Consider the following 12,034-nt stretch of genomic DNA (forward strand, 5'->3'; position numbering starts at 1 on the left):
GGGCATGGTCATGTATGCCTGAGGCAACATAAGCTTTATATAATTCAGCTCGAAATTTCTTCTTGCTCATTTTAACAAACTCCAAACAACCCACCCTGTGTGGGTTTTCTTTTTCCAATAAATCCATATTTTCCCTGATATTATGGGCTTAAGACTTTGTGCCAACATTGATCTTAAATAACCATTAATACCGGAGAAAATATGAAACCTGAAATTATAGAAGCCCTAGCGTTAGAGCTTACTAAAACCAAAATTGCTGATAAAGACCATATTGCTTATGATAAAACAAGCGCTCAGCTCTGGGTTGAAACCTATAACGAAAGCCTCGATGAAATTAATGCTGAACTTGGTAAAAATCGCGTACATCAGAAACCATCCACTGGTGGACCGCGCACGTTCTAACCAGTAGTCTTAGTAATTACATAGCAGTCATTCTTCTTTGAGAAATCTTGAAGGATGGCTTTTAATTCATCTGCAAATTTAAATGGGCATTCAATAGTTACAGTGGCAATTTGATTTCCATATATTGCCATCTCCGCCACATTTATATGTTTTTCTAAATCCTCAGTCTTAACGCCATTTAGTAGTAATTTTTCAACCAACTGCTTACGCCATTCGTGCATTTCATTTTCTAGACTCATTTCTATCACCTTTGATAGTGGGTTTTCTTTTGTCTATTAAATCTTATTTCACCTGAAGAGTAAAAATATTTTTACCATTTTTACCTTACAGGTATTTACTTTATTTTACCTCACAGGTATATTTTATCTCACAAGCAAAGAAAAGCCCCAGCGTTGCACTAACAACCTGGAGCATGACCCACACTCTCTCTGTGAGTAAAGTAATTATGAACACAAAATTAACTCCACACAATAGCTTCAAGGTAACTCTGTTTACCGCTGCCTTAACTGTAAGCGCCTTGGCATTTGCTCATCTTGCTGACTTTGGTACTGACCAGGTAGCACCAGCTCAAAATATTCAATCTGAATATGGAATCGTCTCTTTAAAGATGCTCGACGATGTACACGGTGAAGCTGTCCTAAATCTGGATGGTTTCCGTTTGGAAATCACTTCATTTGAAGTTGAAGCACACCCGGATGATTACGGTGTACCAGGTTCCGAATTCACAAATATAGAAGTCGTTGAACTAGGTGAAATCAAGGTGTTCGATGCTAATGGCAATCCATATAACGACTTCACTGATCATCAAGATCACCGCGAAATCAATTCAATGATCGCCGGCTACATCATGAAGCACCGTCTGGTGGAGGTTCAGTCATGATTTTAAATTCTGCTGATCAAATCTTTGAGGCGCTTTTGAATGGTCAATCGGTCTACTGGTGTGAATGCGGCTCTGATGACTGGTCTCCTCTAAATGATCGAACTCAAATTAATTTTGTAGACCTCTACACCGGTTTCCTGCAATTCAAAGCAGATGAACTACCTGTAGTGCCAATGCCGATTGAGTTCAACTCAACTCATCGTTATTTCTCTGAATACATCAAGACCTTTGAAGGACTTGAAATCTATCGAGTGGGTAAAACCCGGGCGAGCTATTTTGCCCTACGTGTAAAAAGCTCAGGAACTATTGCTGACTATTTCTGCAACACAACTATCTATTCCATTCAGCCGGACGGCTCATTGAGGAAGATGGATAAATCCCTTACTCCGAAATGGATTTTAGATGGACTGGAGAATGCGCGTGTTGCTATGCGCAAAAACAAGCGTCATCAAGTTTTAGAAAGTACCGGCTTCTTTGCATCGGAAGACTATAAGAACTTTAAGCGTAATAACCGTCCTGCAGGAGCACGTTGAGATGGCGATTAATATTATTCCAGCGAATCAGGCGCTGTTGGTCCAAGCAATTATTGTTTACCTGTACGCAGATCCGGGTTTGGGTAAAACCTCTATCGGCTTTACGGGTGACAAAGCTATTTCATTCGACTTTGACAAAGGTTCCCACCGTACTGGTGAGCTTCGTCGCGGTGCTGTAGTTCAGGCTCACCAGTGGTCTGACGTTGCAAACCTAACAATGGCAGATCTTGAACCGTATAACACCATTGTGATTGATACCGTTGGTGCAATGCTTGAAAGCATCAAAACTCATTTAATGCTGAATGCGACCAACAAACAAAAAGATGGATCGTTAAAGCTTAAAGCCCAGGGCTTGGCCAACAACATCTTTAAGCAGTACGTGAATACGCTGATCGCTTCAGGAAAAGATGTGGTGTTTATTGCTCACGCTTCTGAAGATCAAAGCGGTGACCAAGTAATTTATCGCCCTGATCTGGGTGGTAAGAACCGAAATGAGCTATATCGCATTGCTGACATTATGGGCTATTTGACCACAGTCACTACTGGTGAAGGCAAGAATGCCCGGGTAATTAGCTTTAAGCCTTGCCCTACCCATCACGCTAAAAATGCGGGTGGTTTAGGCGGTGAGACTGGTGAAGTATGGGTGCCGGATCTAAAGACCAGCCCTACATTTCTGGCCGATCTTATCAAACAGGCTAAGGACCATATCAATACCCTGACACCAGATCAATTGGCCGCAATCAAGGCTCAAGAAGATCTAGAAAACTGGGTACAAAGCTGTGGTGAGGCCCAGTATGCGAGTGATCTAAATCAGCTCACTCAGTCTCTTGAAGACACTCATCTGTACTACAAGAATATGCGTGCTGAATTAGTCCGTCGTGCTCTAGAAATGAAGTGCACGTTTGATAAACAACGTAATGCCTGGGTAGACCCACCAGAGTTCAATGGCATTTCTGATGAGCAGCTGGCCGATCTGCAGGACTTCATCGATACCTGTGGCCTTGATGCAAAAACAGTGTGTGAGCACTTAGGGCTTGATGCTCTCAACCAGATAGAAGCTTCCAAATTTGAAGCTGTAAAAAATGACATAGAACAATTAGCGAAGGGAGCAATGTCAGCATGAAAATTCTAAATAGCAAAGAAGCTTTTGAAGCAATGATGGCTGGCCGAAATATCATGTGCCGCGCTGTTGGTGAGTTAATGGATTTTGATGATCTGTCTCAGTTCCCTGCCACAATTTTCGCTATGCCAGGCTATGAGTTCTGCATCAAGGTTGAAACAATGGAGCTGGCTGGTATTACATTTACCAAGCCTTTGACTCTTGATGATGTCGTGGAAGATCAGGAAATCTTTATTATTCATCCTGACCATATCTCACAGGTTAAATACAGCAAACAGTGCATGGAGTATTTCAAAGCTGTCGACAATGGTTTTGCTCAGGCGGATAAAGAAAATGCCGAATTACAATTAGTGGCAATGGGTGAGCTATTTGGTCGAATTATTGTCTATCCCCCAACTATAGACAATACAGGCAAACCTAAAAAGAGACGCTCAACCAAAGCTAAGAATGAGACTGAACAGGCTAGCATTCCAGCTGGCCCAGGTGATGCTGTACCAGATATTGAAAAACAGCCTGAGCCAGAGGTAATTCAGCCTATTGAGGCCATAGAGCAAGAAGCCACTATTAATACTGAAACTCCAGTTACAGAAATTGAAGCGGATTCAGTTGAAACCGACCGGGTAAAGCTTGTTGAAAAGTTCACTGCACAAATTGATCAGTTTACTAAGGAGGATGACGTTCTTTCATTCCGTCACGTATTTCTGGCCAATGGACACTTAGATCAAAAAGATCAACAGCACTTATGCAAGCTTACGGAAGATAAATTGCTTGAGCTGGATCCAGAGCAATACACGCCGAAGGTTGAACCTGAACCAATCGCAGATGAAGTCATTGAAGCTCAGCAACCAAGTACGTTTGATCAAATTGAAAATGCCGCACGCAAACAAGCATCAGTGGAAAGTGCTGAACATGGTAGTGCCCCTATTGATCTCTTCTACAAGAAGAAAAAACAGGTTCTGATCAATCGGATCTATGACATGGATTCAGTAGAAACTTTAGAACGACTAGCACCAGCGATACCTGCAGCTAAATTACTTCCAGCTGATCATCAGGAACTACTTAGCCTGTATGCACAGCGCAAAGATGCCTTGATTCAAGCTGCTGAAACTGGGGAGGCTTCATGAGTTATTCCTACTCTTCTATGACCCGCGTGCTGCTTGTGCAGCACAAAGGTCGGGTTAGAACTTACCGCAATATCAACCTATTTGGTATTGATGATTGCCTGCAAAATTTTGCGAACACTTGGGGATACAGATGATCTTCAGAATTAAAAAGAAACATGAAGTCGGTTTCAAGCTTTGGTTAGAAAAATTGGGCTATACCAAAAATGAGCTTACAGATGGTAGTTCTACATTTTCAGGCAAAGGCACACGCAAGACGTTGAGTTACGTGCTCTTAAAGAAAGATTTAACAGGTAATGCGGCATGTCAGGTGTTATTTCATGAATATGAAGAACATCTGGATAACCCTGATTATTTAGATGTGAAGGTGGCGTGATGGAAAAGAATAAATTGTGGTGCGTAGGAATCTGCCCTGAAGATGATAGTCCGCATGAGCAGTCACCTGCCGTATCAAAAGAAATTGCTGAACGTGCTTTGGCTCGTTACAGAGCAATGACTAAGGCTGAAGGCAATCAGTTCATGATCGAATCATTTGATGAATACTTTCAGGTTCAAGAGTGGGAAGGCACAGCCGAAGACCACCAAGAACAAATGTTTTACACAGAAGATTGGTTTAAAGAGCCGATGTACCAGTGCTTTGACCTACCAACAGCATGCAAAGTTTTTAAATATGGTGAGATTGTTGAATGCTACAAAAAAGGCTCATCACCACTTACTACATCAAATTTTGAAGAAGCCAAGCGCTTCTATGAGGTGGCGTGATGGATAGTACTGATCAAATAGTTGAGCCAACCCCATTTGATGATGTGCAGTGGCTCTGGTGCGCTGACTGGTGCAAGAAAAAAGGTTTAAGCCCATATGATGCAAAGAACTGGGCAGATGCAAAATTTGAATACTTGAAGGCTCAAGGAGAAAACAATGATTGATATTCAAAAACCATGTGAGCACTGTGAAGATAGCAATATCGATAAGCAAGTAAACCTGATGGATCAATTCATTGAAAGCGGTGAATTTGACAAAACTCTAAATGATTTTTTTGGGTTACCTGAATCGGTAAAACAAAGTTTGAAGGAGATTTCATAATGGGAGCAGCTATGAAAATTGATGATCCAGTTGATATCAGTTTTATGTTACTCATGAAGTACCGTAAACCTGTAATCAAACTTGAAGAGCTCTTGCCTGATTACTTGCCTCATCTTACAATTGAACAGGCAAATAAGCGCGCAAATAAATGCACTCTTCCATTTCCTGCATTCAAGTCCGATGGACGTAACTCACCTTTTTATGTTCATCTAAGTGATGTAGCATTCTGGCTTGAAGCAATACAAAAAGAGTCTAAGAAAGACTGGGTAGCAATGAACCATTGATTGCTAAATTATTGATTAATTGCCGCATGGTTGCACCTATTTTGCACCTTGCACCATGTGGCTATTCAGTAAGATACTAATAAATAATAATTTTTATAATGTATATGTGATTAATCTATCCCACCTGCCATGGGAGCGACAATCAAATTGTTTGACAGTTGATATGGACCAATATACATATAAATTCATCACTTTTTTGATGGGCATAGTATACTGCATCTGCCTTATTAGCTCATCTTTTCAATTAATTTACGACACCATGAATAAAACTTTCGCTTCTTGTTTTTCTTTTAAGTCATTGTCTGTACTTGCACTTTCTCTGGGTCTTGCCGGCTGTGGCAATGGTTCATGGTGGTCAAAAGATGATGAACCGACACTTGAAGTTGAACATATTCGTAAAGCCATTCCTAGTCGGGTGAATCAACGTGAGTCCTGGGCACAAGATATTTACGATATTACTGAACAGCTTGGCATTCCTCAGACCAAGGAAAATGTCTGCACCATTGTGGCAGTGGTTGATCAGGAATCTAACTTTGTTGCAGATCCTACTGTTCCGGGTTTGGGTGAAAAGGCGGTTAAGGAAGTCCAAGGTCGCCTTGATGAAAAATTCAAAGATAAGCTTGGTCAAGCAATTGGTGGCACAGTTGCAGGATATTTCCAGGAAGTTCTCAAGAACCATCCGAGTCCTGAAGACAACTACTTAAGCCAGATGCGCCGGGTCAAAACCGAACGTGAACTCGACGAATTATATCGTGAAATATTTGATTATATGTCAAAGCATTATCATGTTAGCGCCCTGACTGGTGCTGCCAAACTGGTCGGCCAGAATATTGGCGAGAAAATGAATCCAATTACCACCTTGGGTTCAATGCAGGTACATATCAGCTATGCGAAAGAACATAAACGCCAAGGCGGCAATATCGCAGAGTTACGTACCGATCTCTACAGTCAATATGGCGGTCTGTATTATGGGATTCATCGCCTGATGATGTATCCGGCGGATTATGACAAGCCAATTTATCGTTTTGCGGACTATAACTCGGGCATGTATTCCAGTCGAAATGCCGCTTTTCAGAGCATGTTAAATGATTTAACTGAAGCCGAACTTGATCTGGATGGCGACTTATTGCTCTATACTAAAGATGGCGCGATCCGTTCGCAGAAGAGTCAATCTGAGCGTGAGTTAATCAGTGTTTTTGCCAAAAATAATTTTATTATCACTGAACGTCAAATCCGAGCTGATTTAAAGAAAGAAAAAGATAAAGACTTTGAAGATACGATGACTTATCGTGGTGTCAGCAAGCTTTATCAGGAAAAAACGGGTAAAGATCCTATCTATGCCATTATGCCTGAAGTGGTCATTTCCGGACCAAAATTAAGTCGTGATTATAATACTAACTGGTTTGCTACCCGCGTCGATGGTCGATATCAAACATGCATGCGCAAAATCAAAAATCTAAAACTCTAGCCTTATTTGATTTTGATGGAACCCTGTATCTACATGATAGCTTTACCGGGTTCATTTTCCATGCCTTAAGAAAACGGCATATTGTGAAACGCGGCATGCAAATTTTGCCATGGATACAGGCCTATTATTTAAATTTCTATCCGGCACACCGCATGCGACCCAAATTGTATGCCAGCATGTTTAAAAACAGTGATGCAGAGGAAATTCTGCAATTAGCTCAGGATTATGCACAACAACTAATATTCAAGTTGAATCCGAAATTATTAGAACAACTTAAACAGCATCAACAATTAGGACATGAAGTCGTGCTGGTATCAGCCTCATTGGATTTGTATCTTAAACCGGTGTGCAGTTATTTAAATATCGATTTAATCTGTAGCGAAGTTGAAATCAAAGCTGGGAAATTGACAGGGTTTTATCAAACTCCTGACTGTAGTAACACACAAAAGAAAATTAGAATTCTAGAAAAATATAATCTGGATAATTATGCTGAAATTTATGCTTATGGGAATAGCAAGGAAGATATAGAAATGCTCAGTCTGGCGCAGCAAAGCTATTTTGAGGGTCAAGATCAACAGCTTCCAAAAATTAATATTTCAGCTCATTCGATGCCATATTAGTCCTTTCTATTTTATCTGGCTGACCCTACTAAACACCTTTAGACAATGCTATAAATGGCAGATTAACTTTTTACTTTATGCCTTGAAATTATCTTAAATAGCTTCGCAATCAGGGCTTTTACTTCCTGTAAGTATTAGCCTCCTAAATAAAAAAAACCACTTCAAATGAAGTGGTTTTTTAGCTTTAAGAAAAATTATTTCTTAAACGGAAATGCATATTTCACAATACGTTTGATCACACTGCCGTACTGTTTTACCAAGCTGGCATTGTTATAGTTCAAACCATATTTTTCACAAACAGCTTGGACTTTTGGTGCCATTTGACGATAGCGACGTGCAGGCACATCAGGATACAGATGATGTTCAATCTGATGACTTAAATGGCCGGTTAAAATATGGAAAGCCTCAGAACCAGTCAGATTGGATGAACCACGAATCTGGCGCATATACCAGTGACCACGACTTTCATTTTGCAGTACCGATTTCGGGAATACTTCCACATCTTTGGTAAAGTGACCACAGAAAATGATACTGAATGTCCAGATATTACGCAGACCATTGGCCACCATATTGCCGGTCAAAACCGGTAAAGCCGCAGGACCTGCGATGAGTGGAAAGAATACATAATCTTTAAACAGCTGCTTACCGATTTTATTCTGCATTGGACGCCATTCTTCTTTGGTCTGCTCTTTGCTTTTGCGACCTTTGAAGTATTTACCCAATTCAAGATTCTGAATTGCAACCCCCCACTGGAACAATAAACAGAATGGCACTGCATAAATCGGTTGCAATAAATATCCCGGTTTCCAGCGCTGTTCCGGGAACAGGCGTAATAGGCCATAACCGATATCATCATCCATACCTTTAATATTGGTATAAGTATGATGCTTGAAGTTATGGGTTTGACGCCAGTTGTCTGAAGTCCCTACGATATCCCATTCATAGGTCTGACCATTGAGTTTAGGATCATTCATCCAGTCATACTGACCATGCATGACATTATGACCCAGTTCCATATTTTCCATAATTTTGGCAAAGCCTAATAAGCCTGTACCCAATAACCATGCTGGCGGGAACCAGCCTGCAAACAATAAGGCGCGACCGGCAATCGACGAATAACGAATAGTTGAATAGACACGGCGGATATATTTGGCGTCTTTCTCACCTAGATCATCTAACACTTCTTGCTTAATCGCATCAAGTTCACGTGCAAGTTCATCAAGTTCAAACTGGGTTAATTCACGGTTTTTAGGATTTTTAAAATACTGTAATTTTACTGGCATATTCATAGGATAAAACTCGCTTATAAGTCGATGACAAGGTCAGTCTGCGCTGAGTTAATACAAATTTTGAGCAGGTTGCCGGGTTCGGTATTTTGCGCACCATTGACCAAATTCTTGGTCGAACCTTCTACTTTATTGCAGGCACATTTATTACAAATGCCCATACGGCAACCATGTGTCGGTTTAATATTTTGCTGTTCCAGGCTCACCAAAATGGACTGGCCTTTTGGAATGCTGACAATTTTTTTCGACTGGGTCAGGGTGACATTAATAAAGCCGGTATCCGATTGATCCGCCAAGCTCATGCTGAAGGCTTCACCTTTAAACTGTTTTGCCTGAGCAAAAAGCTGTTCTGCTTTGGATACAAAACCTGAAGGACCACAGCAATATACGATGCTATTTTCCAGATTTTGCAGATCGGTCAGATAGGTTTCATCCAGACGCGCAGCAGCTGGCTGTTCTTGAGTGGCATACACATGAAATGAGAAATTTGCATGTTTCTGAGCAAGTTCTTCAAACCGTGCTTTAAATGCGGCATCCTGATCTTTTTTAACCCAGTACCAGAGAGTAACCGGTGCAGATAGTTCACCTTTTTTGCTCAAGCTTTCCAGCATACTGAGCATTGGGGTAATACCACTCCCTGCTGCAAGCAAGATCAATGGACTCGTCTGCACAGGCAAGGTCATATCACCATAAGGCTGACCAAATTCGATCACATCACCTACTTGTGCCTGTTCTGCCAACCAGGTACTGACTTTACCGGCATTGACTTTTTTCACGGTCAATAAAACATGTTGCGCATCTACACGGGTCAAACTATAGCTACGTTCATAACGGATGCCGTTTACCACCACATAGACCGGATGATGCTGCCCTGCTTCACCAAACTTAAATAAGCGATTCACTTGAATTTTCAGACTCAGCATATCCTGTGCTGCATTTTCTATATGCACGATCTTGCCTAATGGCTGATTCAACGACCATACAGGATTGAGTTTCTGAATCCAGAAATTAATTGCATGCTGATCAACTACACTATCAGACAGTGCATTCAATGGCATTTTAAGTTTTTGCAGTACATGCATCGTTTGTGACATCACCTTGGGTTTTTAATTATTATACACATGTATATATATTTGTATATACAACCGTATTGTTTCTAATCATTTCACAAGCTTGACTGGCTCGGTTATAATAAAATGATTCATGCATGAACCTATCGATGAACGAGCCTTCAATGAAAATAAGCAGTGACGCATCTTTATTACAATCGAAAAGCATTGATGAGCCGATTATCGTACGGAGTGTCGGTCGCAAGGCCACCATTACCAAGGAAGAACTGTTTCAGGCTGCGTTGAATCTGATTGGGCCACAAAAAAGTATTTCCTCTTTAAGTCTACGTGAAGTCGCGCGTGAAGCCGGTATTGCACCGAACAGCTTCTATCGTCATTTTAAAGATATTGATGAACTGGCCATTGAGCTGATTGATCGTGCCGGAATTGTATTGCGTCAGATTTTGCATGAAGCACGTCTGCAAGCTTCTCGCCAGAACAGCATCATCCGCAGTTCTGTAGAAGTTTTTATTGCCCAGCTGGATGCCGATGAAGGTAATCTGAGCCTTTTATTACGTGAAGGCTATACCGGTTCTAAATCTTATAAACAGGCAGTAGAACGCCAGTTAAATTATTTTCAGCAGGAACTTCAAGAAGATTTGATTCGTCTGGAACGCCTAAACAACAAGAAGTTATTTCATCCGGATATTGCCGCCAAAGCGATTACCCAACTGGTGTTCAACATGGGGGCCAATGTGATTGATATGCCTGCCGAAGACCGTAAAGAAATTGCCGAACAGACCATGATCATGATTCGGATGATTCTTGAAGGTGCGCGTCATCTGGAAGATTCTCAACTACGCTAATTTTCCGACCTGCATGAAGCTATATAAAAGAGACGTAATCAAAGTCTCTTTTTATGATGATTACAAAAGTGCGAGTTGAGCTTTGACTGCCTTTGCAGTGGCTTCCGGATACTCAAGCGGGAACATATGCCCGCCCTCGACCACAGAATAATTAATCCGATAAATCTTGTGCATCCCTTGTGGCAAACCCTGCTGATAAAACTGGCTTTGCTCTGCAGTCATCAGATGCATCGGCACTTCAGGCGGTCGGCGTGGTGTTCTCCACCACCAGGCTGGCACAGTCCGGAAGATTTCCGCTTCTATCTGTTTTGGAATAGTTAACGTCACCCCACCACGTTCAGGTTCTGGCTGAATGCCGCTCTCGATATAATCAGCAAAACACTGCTCATCGAAATTTTTAAATAAGCGGTTAAACCGGAGTGCTTCAATTGCGACCTGTTTCGATGGCCAATAATCTTTGCGTTTTAGCGTAATTCCTGCGGGTGTATAACGATCGACACTTTTTAGATTCAGCTTTTTGATCAGTTCAAACATGGCGCTGTTTTTTCCAATCACAAATGGTGGATCCATAATGATCAGCTTGGAAAACAGTTCGGGACGTCGATACGCCGCCATAAGGGTCACCAGACCACCAAAGGAATGCCCTAAACCAATCACCTGTTGCTGAGGAAACTGCTGCTCAATATCTGCAATGACTTCATCGACCAGATAACGCCAGTCTCGCGTAATTGGATATTGCGGATTCATGCCGATAAAGGGAATCGCTTTGACTTCATAGTCTTGCTGAAAACAATGCAAAAACTTTTGATAAGTTGCCGCAGGGATACCATTAGCATGAGTAAAATGTAGGGCTTGTTTCATTATTTTTTAAACGCAGCGCGTATTCATCCTGAAATCATCGAATGAGCTTACTGATCTATTCCTTGATTCGGCAGTGCAAAAATGCTCAAAACATGACCTCAAAGTCATTTCTCTGTACTTCTTCAGAATTTAAAGTCTATTTCTGCGATACAGTCAAATGTTGCATCGGTAGAAAAGTCGCGCCGCAACTGGCCTTATCCCCCGCGATGACCACTGCCCGTCCTTTGACAGTAATAGACAAATTGCTGGAAATTGCGGTGACCATGGTCTGACATTTGGGACAATAATGCTTCATCCCATTTAAATGCACGGCAATACCATTGATCAAAAAAGAGAGTTCACATTCAGTCACCATGCCGCCATGACTGGTCTTTGTGCCAAGGGTAATCAGTGCTTTTGACATGCTTTGTCATTCTTATTATTCAGTAGGCTGATTTTAAACAGGAGAAAAATGACAGACC

At 41.4% G+C, this 12,034-nt stretch carries 18 protein-coding genes and 1 pseudogene; 13 read left to right on the forward strand and 6 right to left on the reverse strand.

Annotation, left to right across the window (positions count from 1 at the left end; all coding sequences use genetic code 11):
- Positions 1-201 precede the first annotated feature (201 nt).
- Positions 202-402, forward strand: coding sequence for a hypothetical protein (locus ACIG3F_RS12905; RefSeq protein WP_180186297.1), 201 nt, complete (start codon positions 202-204; stop codon positions 400-402).
- Here the strand turns inward: ACIG3F_RS12905 and ACIG3F_RS12910 are convergent.
- Positions 399-641 carry a hypothetical protein gene (locus ACIG3F_RS12910; protein WP_180186296.1) on the reverse strand — a complete coding sequence of 81 codons (243 nt, stop codon included), beginning with the start codon at positions 639-641 and terminating at the stop codon, positions 399-401. The genes ACIG3F_RS12905 and ACIG3F_RS12910 overlap by 4 nt on opposite strands.
- Positions 642-847: 206 nt before the next feature.
- Here ACIG3F_RS12910 and ACIG3F_RS12915 point away from each other — a divergent pair, with 206 nt between their 5' ends.
- The 9 genes from ACIG3F_RS12915 (at position 848) to ACIG3F_RS12955 (ending at position 5,423) form a co-directional block, all read left to right on the forward strand.
- Entirely contained in the window at positions 848-1,282 is a 435-nt protein-coding gene (locus ACIG3F_RS12915) for a hypothetical protein (RefSeq protein WP_396470227.1), read from the forward strand.
- Positions 1,279-1,815, forward strand: a complete 537-nt coding sequence (locus tag ACIG3F_RS12920; RefSeq protein WP_004646409.1) for a hypothetical protein — start codon at positions 1,279-1,281, stop codon at positions 1,813-1,815. Before ACIG3F_RS12915 ends, ACIG3F_RS12920 begins: the two co-directional genes overlap by 4 nt.
- Position 1,816: 1 nt before the next feature.
- Complete coding sequence (locus tag ACIG3F_RS12925) at positions 1,817-2,938, forward strand: ATP-binding protein (protein WP_396470228.1); 1,122 nt, start codon at positions 1,817-1,819, stop codon at positions 2,936-2,938.
- The gene (locus ACIG3F_RS12930) at positions 2,935-4,059 is read left to right on the forward strand and encodes a hypothetical protein (protein ID WP_180075171.1); all 1,125 of its coding nucleotides are present in this window, start codon (positions 2,935-2,937) and stop codon (positions 4,057-4,059) included. The genes ACIG3F_RS12925 and ACIG3F_RS12930 overlap by 4 nt, the downstream gene beginning before the upstream one ends.
- A 130-nt stretch (positions 4,060-4,189) precedes the next feature.
- Complete coding sequence (locus tag ACIG3F_RS12935) at positions 4,190-4,432, forward strand: hypothetical protein (protein ID WP_180075172.1); 243 nt, start codon at positions 4,190-4,192, stop codon at positions 4,430-4,432.
- Positions 4,432-4,818: a hypothetical protein gene (locus tag ACIG3F_RS12940; RefSeq protein WP_004279593.1), complete on the forward strand. Its 387-nt coding sequence runs from the start codon at positions 4,432-4,434 to the stop codon at positions 4,816-4,818. The genes ACIG3F_RS12935 and ACIG3F_RS12940 overlap by 1 nt, the downstream gene beginning before the upstream one ends.
- A complete protein-coding gene (locus ACIG3F_RS12945; RefSeq protein WP_168386814.1) occupies positions 4,818-4,982 on the forward strand; it encodes a hypothetical protein in 165 nt (54 codons plus the stop codon). The genes ACIG3F_RS12940 and ACIG3F_RS12945 overlap by 1 nt, the downstream gene beginning before the upstream one ends.
- On the forward strand, positions 4,975-5,139 hold the full coding sequence (locus ACIG3F_RS12950; RefSeq protein ID WP_396470230.1) for a hypothetical protein: 165 nt from the start codon (positions 4,975-4,977) through the stop codon (positions 5,137-5,139). Before ACIG3F_RS12945 ends, ACIG3F_RS12950 begins: the two co-directional genes overlap by 8 nt.
- A gap of 11 nt (positions 5,140-5,150) precedes the next feature.
- A complete protein-coding gene (locus tag ACIG3F_RS12955; RefSeq protein ID WP_228145466.1) occupies positions 5,151-5,423 on the forward strand; it encodes a pyocin activator PrtN family protein in 273 nt (90 codons plus the stop codon).
- Positions 5,424-5,536: 113 nt separating this feature from the next.
- Here ACIG3F_RS12955 and ACIG3F_RS12960 read toward each other — a convergent pair.
- A pseudogene (locus tag ACIG3F_RS12960) lies at positions 5,537-5,602 on the reverse strand (hypothetical protein); the annotation flags it as partial.
- A gap of 80 nt (positions 5,603-5,682) precedes the next feature.
- Here ACIG3F_RS12960 and ACIG3F_RS12965 point away from each other — a divergent pair.
- Both ACIG3F_RS12965 and ACIG3F_RS12970 read left to right on the forward strand, forming a co-directional pair.
- Positions 5,683-6,891, forward strand: coding sequence for a DUF1615 family protein (locus ACIG3F_RS12965; RefSeq protein WP_396470232.1), 1,209 nt, complete (start codon positions 5,683-5,685; stop codon positions 6,889-6,891).
- Positions 6,858-7,511, forward strand: a complete 654-nt coding sequence (locus ACIG3F_RS12970; RefSeq protein WP_004729896.1) for an HAD-IB family hydrolase — start codon at positions 6,858-6,860, stop codon at positions 7,509-7,511. Before ACIG3F_RS12965 ends, ACIG3F_RS12970 begins: the two co-directional genes overlap by 34 nt.
- Positions 7,512-7,705: 194 nt before the next feature.
- On the opposite strand, the gene ACIG3F_RS12975 is transcribed toward ACIG3F_RS12970, so the two are convergent.
- Both ACIG3F_RS12975 and ACIG3F_RS12980 read right to left on the reverse strand, forming a co-directional pair.
- Positions 7,706-8,800 carry an acyl-CoA desaturase gene (locus tag ACIG3F_RS12975; RefSeq protein WP_004279989.1) on the reverse strand — a complete coding sequence of 365 codons (1,095 nt, stop codon included), beginning with the start codon at positions 8,798-8,800 and terminating at the stop codon, positions 7,706-7,708.
- Positions 8,801-8,814: 14 nt separating this feature from the next.
- Positions 8,815-9,879: a flavin reductase family protein gene (locus ACIG3F_RS12980; protein WP_191113006.1), complete on the reverse strand. Its 1,065-nt coding sequence runs from the start codon at positions 9,877-9,879 to the stop codon at positions 8,815-8,817.
- Between the two features lie 152 nt (positions 9,880-10,031).
- On the opposite strand from ACIG3F_RS12980, the gene fabR reads away from it, so the two are divergent.
- Positions 10,032-10,712, forward strand: a complete 681-nt coding sequence (fabR, locus tag ACIG3F_RS12985) for an HTH-type transcriptional repressor FabR (protein WP_004646648.1) — start codon at positions 10,032-10,034, stop codon at positions 10,710-10,712.
- Positions 10,713-10,772: 60 nt separating this feature from the next.
- Here fabR and ACIG3F_RS12990 read toward each other — a convergent pair whose 3' ends face one another.
- Positions 10,773-11,573 (reverse strand): alpha/beta fold hydrolase, encoded by an 801-nt coding sequence (locus tag ACIG3F_RS12990; RefSeq protein ID WP_253147407.1) that lies wholly within the window; start codon positions 11,571-11,573, stop codon positions 10,773-10,775.
- 136 nt (positions 11,574-11,709) lie between these two features.
- Positions 11,710-11,976: a PAAR domain-containing protein gene (locus tag ACIG3F_RS12995; protein WP_004646645.1), complete on the reverse strand. Its 267-nt coding sequence runs from the start codon at positions 11,974-11,976 to the stop codon at positions 11,710-11,712.
- Between the last annotated feature and the right edge of the window lie 58 nt (positions 11,977-12,034).

Origin of the sequence: Acinetobacter sp. NPDC052428 (assembly GCF_044547685.1) — a bacterium.
In the GTDB taxonomy this organism is placed as follows: Bacteria; Pseudomonadota; Gammaproteobacteria; order Pseudomonadales; family Moraxellaceae; genus Acinetobacter; species Acinetobacter lwoffii_G.

Coding starts and splice junctions, on each gene's coding strand:
- ACIG3F_RS12905 (WP_180186297.1), top strand. CDS start 202: ATGAAACCTGAAATTATAGAAGCCCTAGCGTTAGAGCTTACTAAAACC.
- ACIG3F_RS12910 (WP_180186296.1), bottom strand. CDS start 641: ATGAGTCTAGAAAATGAAATGCACGAATGGCGTAAGCAGTTGGTTGAA.
- ACIG3F_RS12915 (WP_396470227.1), top strand. CDS start 848: ATGAACACAAAATTAACTCCACACAATAGCTTCAAGGTAACTCTGTTT.
- ACIG3F_RS12920 (WP_004646409.1), top strand. CDS start 1,279: ATGATTTTAAATTCTGCTGATCAAATCTTTGAGGCGCTTTTGAATGGT.
- ACIG3F_RS12925 (WP_396470228.1), top strand. CDS start 1,817: ATGGCGATTAATATTATTCCAGCGAATCAGGCGCTGTTGGTCCAAGCA.
- ACIG3F_RS12930 (WP_180075171.1), top strand. CDS start 2,935: ATGAAAATTCTAAATAGCAAAGAAGCTTTTGAAGCAATGATGGCTGGC.
- ACIG3F_RS12935 (WP_180075172.1), top strand. CDS start 4,190: ATGATCTTCAGAATTAAAAAGAAACATGAAGTCGGTTTCAAGCTTTGG.
- ACIG3F_RS12940 (WP_004279593.1), top strand. CDS start 4,432: ATGGAAAAGAATAAATTGTGGTGCGTAGGAATCTGCCCTGAAGATGAT.
- ACIG3F_RS12945 (WP_168386814.1), top strand. CDS start 4,818: ATGGATAGTACTGATCAAATAGTTGAGCCAACCCCATTTGATGATGTG.
- ACIG3F_RS12950 (WP_396470230.1), top strand. CDS start 4,975: ATGATTGATATTCAAAAACCATGTGAGCACTGTGAAGATAGCAATATC.
- ACIG3F_RS12955 (WP_228145466.1), top strand. CDS start 5,151: ATGAAAATTGATGATCCAGTTGATATCAGTTTTATGTTACTCATGAAG.
- ACIG3F_RS12965 (WP_396470232.1), top strand. CDS start 5,683: ATGAATAAAACTTTCGCTTCTTGTTTTTCTTTTAAGTCATTGTCTGTA.
- ACIG3F_RS12970 (WP_004729896.1), top strand. CDS start 6,858: ATGCATGCGCAAAATCAAAAATCTAAAACTCTAGCCTTATTTGATTTT.
- ACIG3F_RS12975 (WP_004279989.1), bottom strand. CDS start 8,800: ATGAATATGCCAGTAAAATTACAGTATTTTAAAAATCCTAAAAACCGT.
- ACIG3F_RS12980 (WP_191113006.1), bottom strand. CDS start 9,879: ATGCATGTACTGCAAAAACTTAAAATGCCATTGAATGCACTGTCTGAT.
- fabR (WP_004646648.1), top strand. CDS start 10,032: ATGAAAATAAGCAGTGACGCATCTTTATTACAATCGAAAAGCATTGAT.
- ACIG3F_RS12990 (WP_253147407.1), bottom strand. CDS start 11,573: ATGAAACAAGCCCTACATTTTACTCATGCTAATGGTATCCCTGCGGCA.
- ACIG3F_RS12995 (WP_004646645.1), bottom strand. CDS start 11,976: ATGTCAAAAGCACTGATTACCCTTGGCACAAAGACCAGTCATGGCGGC.